The organism is Mycobacteriales bacterium, from assembly GCA_030697205.1.
Lineage (GTDB): Bacteria > Actinomycetota > Actinomycetes > Mycobacteriales > SCTD01 > JAUYQP01.
On record JAUYQP010000028.1, the window covers coordinates 16,316 to 34,254 of the forward strand.

Annotated in this window: 17 protein-coding genes and 1 tRNA gene; 8 read left to right on the forward strand and 10 right to left on the reverse strand. The window is 74.0% G+C overall.

The window, feature by feature from the left end; translation table 11 throughout:
• Window positions 1–57: 57 nt before the first annotated feature.
• Window positions 58–131, reverse strand: a tRNA-Val gene (locus tag Q8R60_08620).
• Window positions 132–169: 38 nt separating this feature from the next.
• Between Q8R60_08620 and Q8R60_08625 the strand changes: the two genes are divergently transcribed.
• Window positions 170–1,054, forward strand: a complete 885-nt coding sequence (locus tag Q8R60_08625) for a maleylpyruvate isomerase N-terminal domain-containing protein (protein MDP3712533.1) — start codon at window positions 170–172, stop codon at window positions 1,052–1,054.
• Here Q8R60_08625 and Q8R60_08630 read toward each other — a convergent pair.
• Together Q8R60_08630 and Q8R60_08635 are read right to left on the reverse strand one after the other, a co-directional pair.
• Entirely contained in the window at window positions 1,051–2,253 is a 1,203-nt protein-coding gene (locus Q8R60_08630; protein MDP3712534.1) for a class I SAM-dependent methyltransferase, read from the reverse strand. The genes Q8R60_08625 and Q8R60_08630 overlap by 4 nt on opposite strands.
• The gene (locus Q8R60_08635; protein MDP3712535.1) at window positions 2,196–2,585 is read right to left on the reverse strand and encodes a DUF3052 domain-containing protein; all 390 of its coding nucleotides are present in this window, start codon (window positions 2,583–2,585) and stop codon (window positions 2,196–2,198) included. Before Q8R60_08635 ends, Q8R60_08630 begins: the two co-directional genes overlap by 58 nt.
• A gap of 216 nt (window positions 2,586–2,801) precedes the next feature.
• On the opposite strand from Q8R60_08635, the gene Q8R60_08640 reads away from it, so the two are divergent.
• The 4 genes from Q8R60_08640 (at window position 2,802) to Q8R60_08655 (ending at window position 8,000) form a co-directional block, all read left to right on the forward strand.
• The gene (locus tag Q8R60_08640) at window positions 2,802–3,908 is read left to right on the forward strand and encodes a cation diffusion facilitator family transporter (GenBank protein ID MDP3712536.1); all 1,107 of its coding nucleotides are present in this window, start codon (window positions 2,802–2,804) and stop codon (window positions 3,906–3,908) included.
• Window positions 3,909–4,013: 105 nt separating this feature from the next.
• A complete protein-coding gene (locus tag Q8R60_08645; protein ID MDP3712537.1) occupies window positions 4,014–5,171 on the forward strand; it encodes an FIST N-terminal domain-containing protein in 1,158 nt (385 codons plus the stop codon).
• 6 nt (window positions 5,172–5,177) lie between these two features.
• Entirely contained in the window at window positions 5,178–7,499 is a 2,322-nt protein-coding gene (locus Q8R60_08650) for an EAL domain-containing protein (GenBank protein MDP3712538.1), read from the forward strand.
• A gap of 81 nt (window positions 7,500–7,580) precedes the next feature.
• Entirely contained in the window at window positions 7,581–8,000 is a 420-nt protein-coding gene (locus tag Q8R60_08655; GenBank protein MDP3712539.1) for a cyclic nucleotide-binding domain-containing protein, read from the forward strand.
• A gap of 4 nt (window positions 8,001–8,004) precedes the next feature.
• Here Q8R60_08655 and Q8R60_08660 read toward each other — a convergent pair whose 3' ends face one another.
• Window positions 8,005–8,430, reverse strand: coding sequence for a YjbQ family protein (locus tag Q8R60_08660; GenBank protein MDP3712540.1), 426 nt, complete (start codon window positions 8,428–8,430; stop codon window positions 8,005–8,007).
• A gap of 36 nt (window positions 8,431–8,466) precedes the next feature.
• Between Q8R60_08660 and aceE the strand changes: the two genes are divergently transcribed.
• Entirely contained in the window at window positions 8,467–11,229 is a 2,763-nt protein-coding gene (gene aceE, locus Q8R60_08665) for a pyruvate dehydrogenase (acetyl-transferring), homodimeric type (protein ID MDP3712541.1), read from the forward strand.
• Here the strand turns inward: aceE and Q8R60_08670 are convergent.
• Window positions 11,226–11,396: a hypothetical protein gene (locus Q8R60_08670; protein MDP3712542.1), complete on the reverse strand. Its 171-nt coding sequence runs from the start codon at window positions 11,394–11,396 to the stop codon at window positions 11,226–11,228. The genes aceE and Q8R60_08670 overlap by 4 nt on opposite strands.
• Window positions 11,397–11,543: 147 nt before the next feature.
• Here Q8R60_08670 and Q8R60_08675 point away from each other — a divergent pair, with 147 nt between their 5' ends.
• On the forward strand, window positions 11,544–12,374 hold the full coding sequence (locus Q8R60_08675) for a hypothetical protein (protein ID MDP3712543.1): 831 nt from the start codon (window positions 11,544–11,546) through the stop codon (window positions 12,372–12,374).
• Here Q8R60_08675 and Q8R60_08680 read toward each other — a convergent pair.
• Window positions 12,366–13,397, reverse strand: a complete 1,032-nt coding sequence (locus tag Q8R60_08680; protein MDP3712544.1) for a PHP domain-containing protein — start codon at window positions 13,395–13,397, stop codon at window positions 12,366–12,368. The genes Q8R60_08675 and Q8R60_08680 overlap by 9 nt on opposite strands.
• Before the next feature lie 18 nt (window positions 13,398–13,415).
• On the opposite strand from Q8R60_08680, the gene Q8R60_08685 reads away from it, so the two are divergent.
• Window positions 13,416–13,868 (forward strand): SRPBCC domain-containing protein, encoded by a 453-nt coding sequence (locus Q8R60_08685; protein ID MDP3712545.1) that lies wholly within the window; start codon window positions 13,416–13,418, stop codon window positions 13,866–13,868.
• Here Q8R60_08685 and Q8R60_08690 read toward each other — a convergent pair.
• The 4 genes from Q8R60_08690 to add form a co-directional block, all read right to left on the reverse strand.
• Window positions 13,783–14,520 carry a phosphatase PAP2 family protein gene (locus Q8R60_08690; GenBank protein MDP3712546.1) on the reverse strand — a complete coding sequence of 246 codons (738 nt, stop codon included), beginning with the start codon at window positions 14,518–14,520 and terminating at the stop codon, window positions 13,783–13,785. The genes Q8R60_08685 and Q8R60_08690 overlap by 86 nt on opposite strands.
• The gene (locus Q8R60_08695) at window positions 14,510–15,967 is read right to left on the reverse strand and encodes a phosphatase PAP2 family protein (protein ID MDP3712547.1); all 1,458 of its coding nucleotides are present in this window, start codon (window positions 15,965–15,967) and stop codon (window positions 14,510–14,512) included. Before Q8R60_08695 ends, Q8R60_08690 begins: the two co-directional genes overlap by 11 nt.
• 88 nt (window positions 15,968–16,055) lie before the next feature.
• The gene (locus Q8R60_08700) at window positions 16,056–16,553 is read right to left on the reverse strand and encodes a DUF3145 domain-containing protein (protein ID MDP3712548.1); all 498 of its coding nucleotides are present in this window, start codon (window positions 16,551–16,553) and stop codon (window positions 16,056–16,058) included.
• Window positions 16,554–16,844: 291 nt separating this feature from the next.
• Complete coding sequence (gene add / locus Q8R60_08705) at window positions 16,845–17,873, reverse strand: adenosine deaminase (GenBank protein MDP3712549.1); 1,029 nt, start codon at window positions 17,871–17,873, stop codon at window positions 16,845–16,847.
• Window positions 17,874–17,939 lie beyond the last annotated feature (66 nt).

The following is a 17,939-nucleotide window of genomic DNA, read 5'->3' on the forward strand; positions in this document are numbered from 1 at the left end:
ACTGGGACGCACCCCGCCCCCGATCGGTTGCCGGTTGGCGCGGCGGGGCGCGGGAGGTGGTCCCAGCAGGACTCGAACCTGCGACATCCGCCTTGTAAGGGCGGCGCTCTAGCCAGCTGAGCTATAGGACCGTCACGCACCAGGCTAGCGACGTGCGCGAGGATGGCGCGTGGCTGCACTGGGACTGTCCGACGAGGACCCGCGCATCGTCGGCGAGCACGTCGTCGCGGCATGGGACCACTTCCTCGACCTCGCCGAGGCCGCCGACCTCGACCGGCCGTCGCGGCTGCCCGGCTGGACCGGCAAGGCGGTCTGCATCCACCTCGGCTCCTGGGCGGAGCGGACCCCGCTGACCGGCCTGCTCGAGAGCGCCCGCAACGGCGGCGCCGGCGAGACCCCCGACCTCGACGCGGAGAACGCCGCCCTCGTCTCCGCCCACCGCGACGCGACCCGCGACGAGGTCCTCGCCGCCCTGGTGCGCGCTCGCGACACGATCGAGGAGTTCTTCGACGGGCCGCTGCCCGAGGAGCTCGGGCGGTACCCGGCCCGCTCCTCACTCGGCCCGCTGCCGGTCCTGTCCCTCGTGCACGCCTCGACCTACGAGCTCGCCGTCCACGCCCTCGACCTCGCCCCCTGCGGCGCGCCGACCCCGCCCGCGCACCTGCTCGACCGGGGCCTGGCCGCGCTGCTCGACGTGACCGGTGCCCTGTCGGCCCGCATCGGCATCCACACGTCGGTGACGGCACAGGCCGGCGACGGCGGCTGGGCCTTCGCGTCCGACACCGACGGCTGGGTCACGACACCGGCCCGCCCCGGCTTCGACGGGGCCGGCGTGCGCGGTGCCGCCGCCGACCTGCTCGACGCCTCCGCCGGCCGGGCCGCGCTCCCCCAGCTGCTGCTGACCCGCCGGCTGGTGGTCCACAACATGACCTCGTTCATGCGCCTCGCGCCGCTCGTCCACGAGGTGCCGGGGCTCCCGGGCGGAGCCGCGCTGCGCACCGGAGTCGCGGGCCTCGGCAAGGTCACCGGCCTGGTCGGCCGCCTGCGCCGCTAGGCAGGGCGTACGACGAGCACCACCTGCGCGCCCGCCGACCTGGTCAGCACCACCGTGGTCTCCACCGACCCGGTCAGCCGGAGCTGCCGGCGCAGCTGCTCGGGCTCGACCGCCGTCCCGCGCTTCTTCACCACCAGCGTCCCCGCGTCGAGCTCGCGCAGCCGCGCCCGCAGCCGCTTCAGCGAGAACGGCATGACCTCGAGCACCTCGTACCACCGGCCGAACGGCGTCGCCACCGGCTCGTCGGCAGCGACGTAGGCGATCGTCGCGTCGAGCAGCCAGCCGCCGACCCGCTCGGCCAGCTCGGCGACGAGATGGGCGCGCACGACAGCCCCGTCGGGCTCGAGCAGCCACCGGCCGGGGGGCCGGACAGCGGGCACCGGCGCGGCCGAGGAGCTCAGCGCGTCACCGGAAGGCAGCAGCGTGGCGGTCCGCGCGACCCCGCGGCGGGCCTCGCCGCCCCACAGCACTGCTTCCTTGACGTCGCCGCGCAGCGACACCAGCTCCACCTCGACGTCGGCGGGCAGCGCGTCGTAGTCGATGCCCGGAGCGACCTTCACTCCCAGCTCGCGCACCCGCCAGGTCAGCACCTCGTCGAGCCGCGGCGAGTAGAGCCGCGGGTCGAAGACCCGTGCCCGACCGGACCGGCGGGCCGGGTCGACGAAGACCCGCGCGTCCGGCGGCAGCGCGAGCCGGGTCACGTCGGCGCGGGCCAGCGCGACATCGAGGCCGAGCACCCGGGCGTTGGCGGCGGCGAGCAGCAGCCGGGCCTCGTCGAGATCGACCCCCACGGCCGACCCGTGCGCAGACGCCAGCGGCAGCAGGTCGCCACCCACCCCGCAGCACAGGTCGACGACCGGCCCTGCGAAGCGACCGACCCGATGGTCGGCCACGGTGTACGACGACGCCTGCTCCAGTGCCTCGGCGGTCCACCACAGCTCGCCGCCCCGTGGGTGCTTCGCGACCGCGCGTCGGCGCAGCAGCGCCTGCTCGAGGGCCAGCGGACCGAGCTCCGGACCGAGCGCGGTCCCGAGCGCGGTCGCGGTCGTCACCCGCGCGGCGTCGGTGAGGTCGCTCGCCACGGCCTGGGCGACCGCGGCCCGACCCGCGTCGGACAGCAGCAGCCGGGCGGCGGCTGGGGTCAGCGGCGCTGCTTGGAGCGCGCGGCCTTCGGCGAGACCAGGCGGGTGCCCGACCACTCCGGCGCCGCGCTCGTGGAGCGGGTGCTCGACAGCCCTGCGGTCGGCGCCGCCTCGTCGATGTCGGACGGCTCGACGTGGCCCTCACGACCGGCTTTGGGGGTCAGCAGCCAGATCGTGCCGTGGTCTGCGAGGTTGTGCAGCGAGTCGACGAGCGCGTCGACGAGATCGCCGTCGCCCTCCCGCCACCAGAGCAGGACGACGTCGACGACGTCGTCGCTGTCGTCGGTGTGGATCAGCTCGGTGCCCGCGCGCGCCGCGACGTCGTCGAGCAGCGACGTGTCCACGTCGGTGTCGTCAAGGGGTCCGGTGCCGACGACCTGCACCACCATGCCGGGCTCGATCCCCAGCTTCTCGGCCAGCCCACGCTGCCCCGCGTGCTCCGCGGAGGTGCTCACCCGACGACCCCTTTCCATGACCGCCCCGGCGGGGCGCGTGGGCGTAGTCCACCGGACCGGAACCTCCGGCGCAAGTGCCACCCCCTCGACACCCCGTTCCGGACCCCCTCCCGCAGGGTGACGCGCGCCACGTCGGGGCACACTGGCGCCGTGGCCACGACACCCGCGCACCCGCCCGACGAGCACGACCGCGGCCACGCGCAGCACGACCACGGGGGGCACGACCACGACGGGCACGACCACGCGGACCAGGAGGAGCACGACCACCCCACCGGGCTGCTCGGCCGGCTCAAAGAGCTCGTCTCCCCGCACAGCCACGACGCCGCCGACAGCGTCGACAGCGCCCTGGAGACCTCCGCCAAGGGTATCCGCGCGCTCAAGGTCTCCCTCGCCGTCCTCGGCGTCACCGCCCTGCTGCAGGCGGTCGTCGTCGTGTTCACCGGCTCGGTCGCGCTGCTCGGCGACACTCTGCACAACCTCGCCGACGCGCTGACCGCCGTGCCGCTCGCCATCGCCTTCACCGTCGGCAGGCGCCTCCCCGACCGCCGCTATACCTACGGATACGGCCGCGCCGAGGACCTGGCGGGTGTCGTGGTCGTGCTGTTCATCGTGCTGTCGGCGGTCGCCGCGGGCTACGAGGCCTTCCGACGGCTGCTCGACCCGTCGGAGGTGCGCTACGTCGGCGCGGTCGCCGCCGCAGGCGTCGTCGGCTTCGTCGGCAACGAGCTCGTCGCGCGCTACCGCATCAGCGTCGGCCGCGAGATCGGCTCCGCGGCCCTGGTGGCCGACGGCCTGCACGCGCGCACCGACGGCTTCACCAGCCTCGCCGTCGTCGCGGGGGCGCTCGGCGTCGGGCTCGGGTGGGAGCGGGCCGACCCGGTGGTGGGCCTGGTCATCACGGTGGCGATCCTGTCGGTGCTGCGCGACGCGGCCCGCCAGGTCTACCGCCGCCTCATGGACGCCGTCGACGAACCGCTGCTCGACAGCGTCGAGACGTCGCTGCGCGCGACCCCGGGAGTGCTCGAGATCGGTGAGGTGCGGGCCCGCTGGATCGGCCATGCCCTGCGCGCGGAGTGCGAGATCGTCGTCGACAGCGACCTGAGTCTCGTGGCCGCCCACAGCGTCGCCGAGGACGCCCGTCACCGGTTGCTGCGCGACGTCCCGCGCCTCACGGCGGCGATCGTCCACTACGACCCGCAGGGAGAGCAGCACCACCGCCCCCCGGCGCCCCGCGTGCCGGGGGGCACACCTCACTAGTCCGTCGTGACCAGACCGGACCACCGCAGATGGCCATGAGCGGACAGCGCGAGCCTGTCGATGAAGTCCCGAGGCCGTTGCGCAGCGGCTCCGGGGAGGTGAGCCGTGGATCGCTGGACCGGTTCGGGGTCATCCACGAGCACCACGTCGGGCCTGGCCGGGCGCGAGGCCGCGGCCGCAGCCCTCGACGCCCGCGAGGACGCGCGGTTGCTCATCGTCTTCGCGAGCGACGCCCACGACCTGCCCGCCCTGCTCGCGGGGATACGGGCGGTCTCCGGAGAGGTCCCGCTGGTCGGCTGCACGACGGCCGGCGAGATCGCCGAGGGCGGCCCCGGTGACAGCAGCGTCGTCGTCATGGCCCTCGGCGGGGACTTCAGCGTCGCGACCTCCGCCTGCCGGGTCGAGCCGGACGGTCTGCGCATCGCGGGATCGACAGTCGCAGAATCCGCCTCACTGGTGGCGGACCGACCGCACCGTGCCCTGCTGCTGCTGTCCGACGGCCTTGCCGGCGACCAGGAGGAGCTCGTGCGCGGCGCCTACGAGGTCCTCGGTGCGGGAGTGCCGCTCGTGGGCGGCTGCGCCGGTGACGACCTGCGCATGACCAAGACCGCGCAGTTCCTCGACGGCCAGGTCCTCGAGGGCTCGGTCGTCGCTGCCGCGCTCGGCTCCGACGCCCCGCTCGGCATCGGCGTCAGCCACGGGTGGCGCCGCGTCGGTGAGCCGATGATGGTGACGGGCAGTGCGGGCAACCGGGTCCTGACCCTCGACGACTCCCCTGCCCTCGACGTCTACCTCACCCGGCTCGGTGCCCCGCCCGAGGCCTGGACCGATCCTGCGGCCTTCACCCAGTTCGCACTCACCCATCCGCTCGGCCTGTCGCGTCGCCGCGGCGAGGAGGTCCGCTTCGTCGCCGAGGCCGACTTCTCCGACCGGTCCCTCGGCTGCGTGGCGCGCGTCCCCCGGGGCGGTCTCACGTGGTTCATGGAGGGCGACGACGCCTCGGTGATGCAGGCCACCGACGACGCCTGCGCCGAGGCCCTGGCTCCGCTGGAGGGCCGCCCGCCGATCGGGATGCTCGCCTTCGACTGCATCGCCCGCCGCGGCGTGCTGCAGGAGCTCGGCCTCTGCCGCGAGGTCGCCCGCATCGCCCAGCACGCGGGCGACGCGCCGGTCGCAGGCTTCTACACCTACGGCGAGATCGCGCGGACGTCCGGCACCGGAGGCTTCCACAACCAGACCCTCGTGGTCCTGGCCCTCGGGTGAGTCGCCGTGGCTGACGCCGGCCCCTGCTGGTCCACCCAGCAGCTCACCGAGCTGCTCGCGACCGTCTCCGAGGTAACCGACCCCGCCTCGCTGCAGCGGCGCGTCGTCGAGCACGCCTCCGAGGCGCTCGACGCGGAGGTCGCCGCGGTCGTCGAGCACGACCAGGTCGTGGCCTCGGTGGGCTTCCCCCGGGGGCAGGCACCATCCGAGCTGCTCCTCGCAGCCGCCGAGGGCCACCTGCAGGTCCTGCAGGTCGAGGGCGGTGGCGCCTGCGAGGTGCTCGTGGCCGACTGCGACGGGGTCCCCGGGCTACGCCTGCTCGTCGCCCGCTCCGACGGCGGCTACAGCCAGGAGGAGCGCAGCCTGCTGCGCGGCACGGCGCGCGTGCTGTCGATGGCCCTGGTCTCCTCCCGCACCGTCGACGACCTGCGCGAGCGCCAGACGCTGCTCGAGCGGCTGTCGCGCATCCAGGGCTCGATCAGCTCGCGGGCACCGCTGCACGAGGTCCTCGACACGATCACTGCCGGCGCTGCCGAGCTGATCGGTGACGACATCGTCGGACTGCGCCTCGTCGACCCGGCAGAGCCCGAGACCCTGCTGCTCGTGTCGTCGGTGGGCGTCCCGGCCCACCTCACCGCCGAGTCCAGCCGCACGCCGCTCGGCTGGGGCGTCGGCGGTCGCGCCGCCTTGCTCGACATGCTGGTCGTCACCGACGCCTACACCGCGCTGGCCGCGCCGATCCCCGGCTTTGCCGAGGACGGTATCCGCTCGGCAATGGCCGTGCCCGTCCGCCAGGGCGGCCGTCCGGTGGGCAGCCTCACGGTCGCGACCCGCCGGGCCGGCCGCGTCTACAGCGCGTCGGAGCAGGAGGTCCTCACTGCCTTCGCGGAGCACGTCAGCCTCGCCCTCAACGACGCGCAGACCGTCGAGGCGCTGCAGCGGGCCGTCCAGGAGGCTACCCACCAGTCGCTGCACGACGGCCTCACGGGGCTCCCCAACCGGGCGCTGTTCCTCGACCGGCTCGCGCGGGCCCGCGAGCACAGCGACCGTCACGGGACACCGTTGGCGGTGCTCTTCCTCGACCTCGACGACTTCAAGGTGGTCAACGACTCGCTCGGCCACCTTGTCGGTGACCAGCTCCTGTCGGCCGTCGCGGACCGGGTCGTCACCGCGCTGCGGGGCTGCGACACGGTGGCCAGGCTCGGCGGCGACGAGTTCGCGGTGCTGCTCGGGGAGGCCGACCACAACGAGGCGACGGTGGCTGCGGACCGCGTGCTCATGGCCCTGGAGGAGCCCTTCGACCTGGGCACCCACACCGTCCACGTCGGCGCCAGCATCGGCCTGGTCACCGCGGTCGGGGCCCAGGTGCTCGCCGAGGAGCTGTTGCGCGACGCCGACGTCGCGATGTACCGCGCGAAGGCCGACGGCAAGCGCCGCTACGTCGTCTTCGAAGCCGGCATGCGGCACCGCCTCCAGGCCCGCACCGAGCTCGAGAGCGAGCTGCGCGTCGCCGTCGAGCAGCACCAGTTCACGGTGCACTACCAGCCGGTCGTCGACGCCGCCTCCGGTCGCGTCACGAGCACCGAGGCGCTGGTCCGCTGGAACCACCCGCGCCGTGGGACCGTCTCGCCAGCGGAGTTCATCCCCCTCGCCGAGGACACCGGGATCATCGTGGCGCTCGGCTCCCAGGTGCTCCGCGAGGCCTGTCGGCAGACCGCCCAGTGGCGCCTGCTGCCCGCGCTCCACGACCTGACCGTCAGCGTGAACCTCTCGCCCCGCCAGCTCGCCGAGCCCCAGCTGCTCGCCGACGTCGAGGCAGCACTCACCGGCTCCGGGCTGCCTGCGCGCGCCCTCGTCCTCGAGGTCACCGAGAGCCTGTTCGTCCAGGACCTCACCTCGGCCGCGGCCCGGCTGCACTCCCTCAAGGCCCTCGGGGTGCGGCTCGCCGTCGACGACTTCGGCACCGGCTACTCCTCGCTCGCCTACCTGTCGCGGCTCCCGGTCGACGTCCTCAAGGTCGACCGCTCCTTCGTGGCAGGCATGGCCGAGACCGGCTCGGCCGAGGGCAAGCTCGCGTCCGTGGTGCTGGCCCTCGCCGCGTCCCTCGAGCTCGACACCGTCGCCGAGGGCGTCGAGACCCGCCACCAGGCCGAGGCCCTGGTCGCGCAGGGCTGCACCCGCCTGCAGGGCTACCACTTCTCCCGTCCCGTCGCGCCCGACCTCCTCCCGCAGGTGGCCGCCGACCTCTGCGCGCGGTTGTCGCTGCGAGTACCGGCCATTCCCATCGCGCGCTCCGACGGCGACGTCTCGGCGGTGTCCGCTCGCTGACAGTCAGGTCGTCCGGACGTCGCTACGGTCGCGCTCCTACCCGGCGCCCCGCACCCCGACCCGAGACACCGAGGAGTCCCCGTGAACGCCAAGAAGGAGCGGCGCGAGGTCGCAGCCGCGCTGCAGGCCCTCCCGCTGCTCGCCGCCGTGCCGGGCAAGGATGTCGAGGCGCTCGCCGGCGCCGGCCGGCTCCTGCACCTGCGCGCCGGCTGGACGATCATGGCCGCCGACACGCCCGCCGACTCGGCGTACGTCGTGGTGGACGGCACCACCTGCGTGCGCAAGGGCGAGGTGGTGCTCGCCCACCTCGGAGCCGGCGCCGTCATCGGCGAGAGCGCGCTGCTCGAAGGGCGGCTGCGCACCGCGACCGTCTCGGCCGAGACCGATGTGACCATGCTGCGCATCGGCTACGACGAGCTGCGTCCGCTGCTGGCCGCGCGACCGGCGCTGCAGCAGGCGATCCAGGGCGAGTACGACAGGAAGCACCTGCCGGTCGCCTGAGCCGTCAGCCCCTCAGGAACGACAGCCGGACCTCCCGGACGGCGTTGTCGACGTTGAGGTCCACCAGGGTCACGCTCTGCCAGGTCCCGAGCGCCAGCTCGCCCCCGACGACGGGGAGGGAGGCGAACGGCGGGACGAGCGCTGGCAGCACGTGGCTGCGTCCGTGGCCGCGACTGCCGTGGCGGTGCCGCCAGCGGTCGTCGGCGGGGAGCAGGTCCCCCAGGGCCGCGAGCAGGTCGTCGTCGGACCCGGCACCGGTCTCGAGCACCGCGATCCCTGCGGTGGCGTGCGGGACGAACACGTGCAGCAGGCCGTCGCCACCCGCCGCGGCATCGAGCGAGGCCTCACGGACGAAGGACCGGCAGTCGTGCGTCAGGTCGCGCACGACCTCGACACCGCCGGTGCGGACCTGCAACAGGGTGGTCACCATCAGGGCAGTCTGGCCCGGCTACTGACCGGTAGCAGGTTGGATGGGGGGGTGAGCACTCCTTCGAGCACTCCCCCGCCCCCCTTCGGCGTCATCAGCGACGGCCTGCCGAGCCAGCTGCCCGACATCGACCCCGACGAGACCGCCGAGTGGCTGACGTCGCTCGACGCGGTCGTCGAGTCGAGCGGCAGGGCACGGGCCCGCTTCCTCATGCTCAAGCTGCTCGAGCGGGCCCGTGAGAAGTCGGTCGGCGTCCCCGCGCTGCGGTCCACCGACTACATCAACACGATCCCGCCGGAGCGCGAGCCGTGGTTCCCGGGCGACGAGCACGTCGAGCGGCGGATCCGCGCCTACATCCGCTGGAACGCCGCGATCATGGTGTCGCGCGCGAACCGCCCGGAGGTCGGCGTCGGCGGACACATCGCGACCTATGCCAGCGCGGCCAGCCTCTACGAGATCGGCTTCAACCACTTCTTCCGCGGCAAGGACCACCCCGGCGGCGGCGACCAGATCTACTTCCAGGGCCACGCCTCGCCCGGCGTCTACGCACGCGCCTTCCTCGAGGGCCGGCTCACCGAGGACCACCTCGACGGCTTCCGCCAGGAGTCCCGGGCAGCCTCGCTCCCGTCGTACCCCCACCCCCGGCTGATGCCGGAGTTCTGGGAGTTCCCGACCGTCTCGATGGGGCTGGGACCCATCTCGGCGATCTACCAGGCGCGGTTCAACCGCTACCTGCACCACCGCGGCATCAAGGACACCAGCGACCAGAAGGTCTGGTGCTTCCTCGGCGACGGCGAGATGGACGAGCCGGAGTCGCTCGGCGCCATCGGTGTCGCGGCGCGCGAGGAGCTCGACAACCTCGTCTTCGTCGTCAACTGCAACCTGCAGCGCCTCGACGGCCCGGTGCGCGGCAACGGCAAGATCATGCAGGAGCTCGAGTCGTCGTTCCGCGGCGCCGGGTGGAACGTCATCAAGGTCGTGTGGGGCCGCGAGTGGGACGACCTGCTCGCCCGCGACGTCGACGGCGTGCTCGTCAACGCCATGAACACCACGCCGGACGGCCAGTTCCAGACCTACTCCGTCGAGCCGGGCGCCTACACCCGCGAGCACTTCTTCGGCCGCGACCCGCGGCTGCGCAAGATGGTCGAGCACCTCACCGACGACCAGATCAAGGGGCTGCCGCGCGGCGGCCACGACTACCGCAAGGTCTACGCCGCCTTCGACGCCGCGACCAAGACCGTCGGCCAGCCGACGGTGATCCTCGCCCACACCATCAAGGGCTGGACCCTCGGCAAGGACTTCGAGGGCCGCAACGCCACGCACCAGATGAAGAAGCTCAGCCTCGACGAGCTCAAGGACCTGCGCGACCGGCTCTACATCGACATCAGCGACAAGGCCCTCGAAAGCGGCCTGCCGCCCTACTTCTCGCCCGGCCCGCACAGCGCCGAGATCGAGTACATGAAGGAGCGGCGCGACGCGCTGGGCGGGTCGATCCCGCGTCGGGTGCTGCGCGCGAAGCCGCTCGAGCTGCCCCCCGCCGACGTCTACGACGAGCTCAAGCGCGGCTCGGGCAAGCAGAGCGTCGCGACGACGATGGCCTTCGTCCGGCTGCTCAAGGACCTGCTGCGCGACAAGGAGATCGGGCACCGGTTCGTGCCGATCGTGCCCGACGAGGCCCGCACCTTCGGCATGGACTCGATGTTCCCGACGGCGAAGATCTACTCGCCGTTCGGCCAGCGCTACGACGCTGTCGACCGTGACCTGCTGCTGTCCTACAAGGAGAGCGTGACCGGGCAGATCCTGCACGAGGGCATCACCGAGGCGGGCTCGATGGCGTCGGTCATCGCGGCCGGGTCGGCCTACGCCACCCACGGCGAGCCGATGATCCCGGTCTACATCTTCTACTCGATGTTCGGCTTCCAGCGCACCGCCGACCAGATCTGGCAGCTCGCCGACCAGCTCGGCCGCGGCTTCCTGCTCGGAGCGACCGCCGGCCGCACCACCCTCAACGGCGAGGGCCTGCAGCACCAGGACGGCCACTCGCTGCTCATCGCCTCCAGCAACCCCGCCGTCGTCTCCTACGACCCGGCCTTCGGCTACGAGATCGCCTTCGTGGTGGAGGAGGGCCTGCGCCGGATGTACGGCCCCGACAGCGAGGACGTCGTCTTCTACGTCACCGTCTACAACGAGCCCTACCCGCAGCCGGCGATGCCCGACATCCCTGGCCTGCGTGAGGGCGTGCTGCGCGGGATGTACCGCTACAAGCCGGCCAACGGCCCGGGTGCCAAGGCGCAGGTCCTCGCCTCCGGCATCTCGGTGCGCCAGGCGGTGCTCGCCCAGGACCTGCTCGCCGCCGACTGGGGCGTCGGGGTCGACGTGTGGTCGGTGACCAGCTGGGACGAGCTGCGCCGCGACGCGCTGGCCTGCGACGCCCACGCCCTGCTGCACCCCGACAGCCCGCGGGTCCCCTTCGTCACCCAGCAGCTCGGGGCGACGACCGGCCCGGTCGTCGCGGTCTCGGACTGGATGCGCGCGGTGCCGGACGCGATCGCGCAGTGGGTACCCGGCGACTGGGCGTCGCTCGGCACCGACGGCTTCGGCCGCTCCGACACCCGCGCTGCCCTGCGCCGGCACTTCCGCACCGACGCCGAGTCGATCGCGGTCGCGGTGCTCTCCGAGCTGGCCCGGCGCGGTGACGTGCCACGCGACCTGGCCCGCCAGGCCGTGGAGCGCTACCGCCTCGGCGACGAGCAGGTGCCCACCGACAAGGACACGACGGCCGGCAACGAGCAGGCGGGCTAGCGGCTCGAGACCTCGAGCTCGACGACGGTGCGGCCCGCGGGCCGCTCGTCGGCGGCCTGCTGCGCGCCGGCGCTCCCGATGAGCAGGGCCGTCAGCGCCAGGCCCGGCAGCAGGGCCGCGGGCCAGGAGAAGTCCCGCCGGACCGCCATCTCGTCGTCGTGCTCCATGTGAGGGCCCCTACCCCGTCTGCGGCCTCGCTACCACCCGGACGGCCCGCGTCCAGGTAGTCCTTTCCGACCATTTGGACGACTTCGGCTCCAGGTCTGCCCCGCACTGCCGTTGACTTCCCTGAGGACAGCCAGGGAGGGCGACCGGTGGGCAGAGCGACGATCACGCGACTCGAGGAGCACCCCAACCTCGACGAGGTCCTCGGCGTGCTCGCCCAGCTCGCCCACGTCACCGACGCCGACCTGCCCCGCCTCGCCGGGGCCTGGCACAACTCCCCGGCCGCCGCGGAGGCCCGCGCCCGCGCGCTGGCACCCGACAGCCCGCTGGTGTGCGAGGTCCTCGCGGCCTTCGACGCGGTCTCCGCGCTCTTCGAGGACGACCTCACCGGCGCTCCTTGGGTGACTGTCGACACCGACGTGGCAGTGACCGCTCTCAAGGCGGTGCGCGACGCGATCGCCGCGGCGTACGCACGTCCTGTCCTGTCCAGGGGCGAGCACGGCCTGCTCATGGCTGCCTGGCGCGAGGTCTACCCGACGGCGATGGTCGGCGAGCCCGACCTCGGTCCGCGGGCCACGACCGTGAAGGCCCTGCTCGGTCAGCTCCCGCGCCTGTCGGTGCGCTGCCACGACCCGGCGGGTCGGGAGCTCTACGACGGGCTGGTCGCGAGCACCATGACCGGTGAGTCCGACCGCGAGCTCGCGGGCCGTGACGCCTACCAGGCTGCCGTCATGACCTCGCGCCGGCGGGTCTGGGCGCTGGTGCGCCGCACGGCGGCGGAGGGCGTCGCGCGACCGTGTCCCCAGTGCCGGCGCAGCGCGACCGTCGAGAGCGACCGGGACGCGATGCGGGTGCTGGTGCTGGTGCTCGACGCCGCCTGCGCGCTGCTCGTCGCCGATGCACTGCCCGACGACGCCCTCGACGCACTGGTCGGCCCGGTGCGCCACCTCATCCCGGCACAGCGCAGCCCGTCAGCCTGACCGGCCGGTCCAGGCGAGCAGGTCGTCGGCGCCCCAGGCGTTGACGACGCGGTCTGCGGTGACGCCGGTCAGGTGGGCCCGCTCGCACCCGAGGTGCTGCCAGTCGAGCTGACCCGGGGCGTGCGCGTCGGTGTCGATCGCGACCCGGCAGCCGGCCTCGATCGCCAGGCGCAGCAGGCGCTTCGGCGGGTCGAGCCGCTCCGGGCGGCTGTTGACCTCCACTGCGACGTCGAAGCGCGCGCAGGCCGCGAAGACGATCTCGGCGTCGAACTCCGACTCCGGCCGACCCTTGCCCCCGCGGCCGTGACCGACGACCTGCCTGCCGGTGCAGTGGCCGAGCACGTCGGTGTGCGGGTTGCTGATCGCGGCGACCATGCGCGCCGTCATCTCGTCGCGCTCCATCCGCAGCTTCGAGTGGACCGACGCGACGACGAGGTCGAGCTCGGCGAGCAGCTCCGGCTCCTGGTCGAGCGAGCCGTCGGCGTTGATGTCGCACTCGATGCCGGTGAGGATCCGGAAGGGGTGCAGCTCCTCGTTGAGCCGCCGCACGACGTCGAGCTGCTCGCGCAGCCGCTCCGGTGACAGCCCGCGCGCGACGGTGAGGCGGGGTGAGTGATCGGTGAGCACGACGTAGTCGTGGCCGAGGTCGCGGGCCGCGCGGGCCATCTCGTCGATCGGTGATCCGCCGTCGGACCAGTCGGAGTGGGTGTGGCAGTCGCCCTTCAGCGCGGCCCGCAGCTGGGCGGCCCCCTCCGCCACCGGGGTGTCCCCCAGGGTCGCCACCCGGCGCAGGTAGACCGGCTCGTCCCCGGCGAGCGACTCGCTGATCGCGAGCGCGGTCACCTTGCCGATGCCGGGCAGGTCGGTGAGAGTGCCGGCCCGGTCGCGCGCGGCGAGGTCCTCCGGGGTCAGGCCGTCGACAACCGCGGCCGCGGTCCGGAAGGCCTTCACGCGGTAGGCCGGCTCGAGCGCGCGCTCGAGGCAGAAGGCGATCCGGCGCAGGTCGTCGGCAGGCGCCCTCATGCACGACATGATGCCCCCGTGACGATCCGCGCGATCACCAGCACCGTCGAGATCTCCGCGCCCCGGGCGGTGGTCTGGGCGGTCCTTGTCGACGTCGCCCGCTACCCCGAGTGGAACCCCTTCACCGTCCGCGTCGACACGACCTTCGCCCTCGGCACCCCGGTGCGGATGCGGGTGGCGCTCCTGCCCTGGCTGGTCATCTCGCAGACGGAGGTCATCTCGTCGTACGACGAGGGCCGGTCCTTGTCCTGGGGAGTCACCATGGTGGGCCGGTGGTTCCTGCAGGCCGACCGCGTGCAGGTGCTCGAGGACCTGCCGGGCGGGGGGACGCGCTACTCGACGACGGACACGTTCGTCGGGCGCGGGGTCGCGCTCAACCACCTGCTCACGGGGCGCCTCGTCCAGCGCGGCTTCGACGGGGTCGCCCACGGGCTGAAGCGGCGTTGCGAGTCTCCTCCTGCCGCCAGCTGACGAGGACCGCCGCGCACATCGCGGTCCAGCCGGCGCCGAGGAAGAGCCCGGCGACGACGTCGCTGAGGTAGTGGACGCCGAGCAGCACCCGCGAGGCGGCGACGGCGAGCGGGATCGCGAGCGCAGCGGTGACGACGGCGGTGCGGGCGCGGCGGCCCAGCAGCGGGAGGACGGTCAGCGCGGCGGCGGTCCAGAAGGCGGCCGCCCCGAGGGAGTGGCCGCTCGGGAAGGACGGCCCGAGCGCGGTCGCCACCGGCACGTCGAACAGCGGACGGACCCGGTCGACCAGCAGCTTGATCGACGTGGACAGGACCATCGCCCCGAGCCGGGACAGCACGAGCAGCAGGGCGAGGCGGCGCAGCCCGGCCCTGGTCAGCAGCACGGCACCGACGACGGTGAGCCCGCTCAGGAGCAGCGGGTCACCGAGGTCGGTCACGAGCCCGAGCAGGTCGACCAGCCACGGGCGGCCGCTGACGAGGTCGTCGGCGGCGCGGGTCAGGTCGCGGTCGAGGTCGACGACGACCCCGCTGTCGCCGCGGACCGCGATCGCGAGCGGCACGACGACGGCGAGCCACAGCAGCGCCGTGCCGAGCAGGAGGGCGAGCCGGAGGCCGGCCCGGGCACCGGGGTCGAGCTGGTCCTCAGTCGCCATCGCCGCGACGGTAGACGACGAGCGGGGTGGCGGCGGCCCGCAGCAGCAGGTGGCCGGGGCCCTCGTGAGACTCGCCGTCGCGGGCGACCCGCAGGGCGCCCTGGCGCGAGCGGACGGGGAGCTTCGCGACGACCCGCTGCTCGTAGACCCGGCTCTTGCCGAGGCGGCCGGTGAGGACCGCGGCGACGAGCCGGGCACGGGCGAAGCGCTTGTCGGCGTCGATGACCCGGATGTCGAGGCAGCCGTCGTCGAGCCGCTCGCGCCACGACGGCGCGAACCCGGTCGGGTGGTAGTGGCCGTTGCCGGCGAACAGCGTCCAGACCTTGCGAGGCCGTCCGTCGACCTCGACCGCGACAGGGGTCGCGCCGCGGAGGACCTTGACGAGCGCGACGAGCAGCGCCGGCCACTTGCCGAGCGCCTCCTCGCGCTTCTCGCGCTCGCGCACGAGCTCGGGGTAGACGCCGAGCGCGAAGGTGTTGAGGAAGTAGAGGCCCTCGCCGTCGGCGGCCGCGCTGCCGACGGTCACCTCGACGCCCTCGCCAGCCTGCAGCGCCTCGATGACGTCGGCCGCGGCGTGGATGCCGAGCTCACCGGCGAAGTGGTCGAGGGTGCCGCCGGGGAAGACCGCGAGCGGGATGCCGGCGTCCAGCGCGTGGCCCGCGGCGCAGTTGACGGTGCCGTCACCGCCGGCGACGCCGAGCACCCTGGCGCGGGCCGCGGCGTCGGTCATCGCCTCACCGACACCCGCTCCCTCGACGAGCACGACCTCGGCGGCGGGCAGGGCGGCGAGCACCTCGTCGCGCAGGTCCTCGGCCCGGTCGCCCGCCCCCGCGCTGCGGTTGACGACGAGCACCAGGCCCTCGCCGTCGGGAAGCGCCGGGGCCTTGTGGCCGACCGGTCGCGCGACCGCCGGGGTGGCTGGCTTGACGGGCCAGACGCGGGTCACGGCGTAGGCAGCGGCACCTCCGAGCGCGAGCCCGGCAGCGACGTCACCCGGGTAGTGCACGCCGGTGTGGACCCGTCCGTAGGCGACGCCCGCGGCCAGCAGCGCGACCGGGGCGGCGACAGCCGGGGCCTCCAGGGCCACCCCAGCGGCGAAGGCGGCGGCGCTCGCGGAGTGGCCGCTCGGGAAGGAGCTCGACGACGGCTGCCTGCTCAGGAGCCGAGGCACCGGGACGGCGTGCAGCTGCGGGCGGTTGCGTCGTACCGACAGCTTGGCCGGCACGTTGGCGGTGGCGCTGGCCAGCGCCAGGGACGTGAGGCCGCGGACCGCGGCCCGGCGGCGCGAGCCCCCCGACAGCGCGAGCCCGGCGGCGACGACCATCCAGAGCCCGCCGTGGTTCGCCGAGCTGGTCAGCCGGGGCAGGACCCGGTCGAGGGCGGGCGCGTGCCAGGTGGCCGCTCGCGCGTAGAGGTCGCGGTCCAGCGCGTCGAGCCGTTCCAGCACGGGTGCCCCCTCGTCCGGGCACCCCGCGGCGCCCCCGGGGTGAGCCTGCCCAGGCCTCGCGGCTCTACACGGCCGCTAGACGACGCGGTCAGACGACTTGGTGCAGCCAGGTCACCGGAGCGCCCTCGCCGGCCTCGCGGTAGGGCTCGAGCTCGGCGTCCCACGGCCCGCCCAGCAGCGCGTCGAGGCCGTGCGCGAGCTCATGACCTTGGGCGGTCGCGAGCAGGGTGCGCAGCCGGTCCTCGCCGACGAGCAGGTCGCCGTTGGCGCTCATCGCGGAGCGGTGCGCGCCGAGGGTCGGCGTCACGGCGTAGCGCTCCCCGTCACACCCGGCGCTCGGCTCCTCGGTGACCTCGTAGCGCAGCGGGTTCCAGCCGCGCAGCGCGCCCGCGAGCCGCGCCGCGGTGCCGGGACGGCCACGCCAGCCGGTCTCGGCGCGCAGCAGACCGGGGGCGGCCGGCTGGGCGGTCCAGGACAGCGACACGCGGATCCCGAGCTCGGACGCCACGGCCCACTCGACGTGCGGGCACAGCGCCGGCGGGCAGGAGTGCACGTAGAGCACACCTGTCGTCTGGCCAGTCCTCATGCCGATGCTCATTGCAGGGTCCTCTCCTGAGGTTCGCCTTCCCCGACGGCCTCACGGATCGACCCGCTGTGGTGATCCTGCCACGCCGAGTGACGTCCCACCAGCACCACCCGCACCAACACCCCCACCGTGTCGCGCCCGTCAGCGCTCCGCCGGCCCCCAGCCCCCCACCCCACCCACGCCGGTGATCATCAGGGGATCTGCACGCGGCTCGCCGGCGTGTCGCGTGCAGACCGCCTGATGATCAGGGGCAGGGGGGCAGAGGGGGCAGAGGGGGGCGGGGCGACGAGCTCAGGGGTACGCCGAGGCGCGCTCCCAGGTGGCGATGCCGTCGAGCAAGCGGGTCCGGACGTCGGCCGGGGCCTGCGAGGCGGTCACCGAGCAGCGGGCCAGGTCGGCCAGCTCCGCGACGGTGGCGCCGGCGTCACGGGCCAGCGCGGCGTACTGCTCGGCGAGCCCGGACCGGAAGACCAGCGGGTCGTCGGCACCGAGCGCCACCGAGACCCCCGCGGCGCGCAGCGCCCGCCAGGGCGAGGCGGCGACCGACGGCAGCACCCCGAGCGCGACGTTGGACGTCGGGCAGACCTCGCAGACGACCCCGCGGGCGGCGAGCAGCTCGAGCAGCGCCGGGTCCTCGACGGAGCGCACCCCGTGGCCGAGCCGCACCGCCCCGAGCCGCTCGACGGCGAGCCGCACCGAGCCGGGTCCGCGCAGCTCACCGGCGTGCGGGACCGCGACGAGCCCGGCGTCGCGCGCCAGCCGGAACGCCTTCTCGAAGGCGGCCGTGTCACCGCGCGTCTCGTCGTTGGACAGCCCGAACCCGACGACGCCTGCTCCGGCGTACCTCTTGGCGACCCTGGCCAGGGTCTCCGCCTCCCCCGGGTGACGCGTGCGGTTGGCCGCGACGACAAGCGCCATCCCGACGCCGGTCGCGGCGGTCGCGTCGGCCATCGCCGACAGGATCACCTCGACGGTGCGGGCGAGGCCACCGAGCCGCGGGGCGTAGGTCGTCGGGTCGACCTGCAGCTCGACCCAGCCGGAGCCGGCCGCGGCGTCGTCCTCGGCGATCTCCCGGACCACCCGGCGGACCTCGGTCTCACCGACGAGCAGGTCGCGTGCGGCGTCGTAGAGCCGCTGGAACTTCAGCCAGCCGCGCAGCACGGTGACGTCGAGGTCGGCGCCTTCGGGGTGGATCAGCCCGGCCGGCAGGGTGCGGCCCTGCTCGGCCGCGAGCTCGACGAGCGTCGACGGGCGCATGCCACCGGTGAGGTGCAGGTGCAGGTGCGCCTTCGGCAGCGCCACGATGCCCGAGAGGTCCACACCACATCGTGTCGGACGCCGGCCGCGTCAGTGGCAGGGGGCAGACTGTGAGGGCTTCCCGCCAGA

Excerpts from the sequence above, each read along its gene's own strand:
- Q8R60_08635 (MDP3712535.1), bottom strand. The coding sequence starts at position 2,585 with ATGGTGGTGCAGGTCGTCGGCACCGGACCCCTTGACGACACCGACGTG.
- Q8R60_08660 (MDP3712540.1), bottom strand. The coding sequence starts at position 8,430 with ATGGTGACCACCCTGTTGCAGGTCCGCACCGGCGGTGTCGAGGTCGTG.
- Q8R60_08670 (MDP3712542.1), bottom strand. The coding sequence starts at position 11,396 with ATGGAGCACGACGACGAGATGGCGGTCCGGCGGGACTTCTCCTGGCCC.
- Q8R60_08680 (MDP3712544.1), bottom strand. The coding sequence starts at position 13,397 with ATGAGGGCGCCTGCCGACGACCTGCGCCGGATCGCCTTCTGCCTCGAG.
- Q8R60_08690 (MDP3712546.1), bottom strand. The coding sequence starts at position 14,520 with ATGGCGACTGAGGACCAGCTCGACCCCGGTGCCCGGGCCGGCCTCCGG.
- Q8R60_08700 (MDP3712548.1), bottom strand. The coding sequence starts at position 16,553 with ATGAGGACTGGCCAGACGACAGGTGTGCTCTACGTGCACTCCTGCCCG.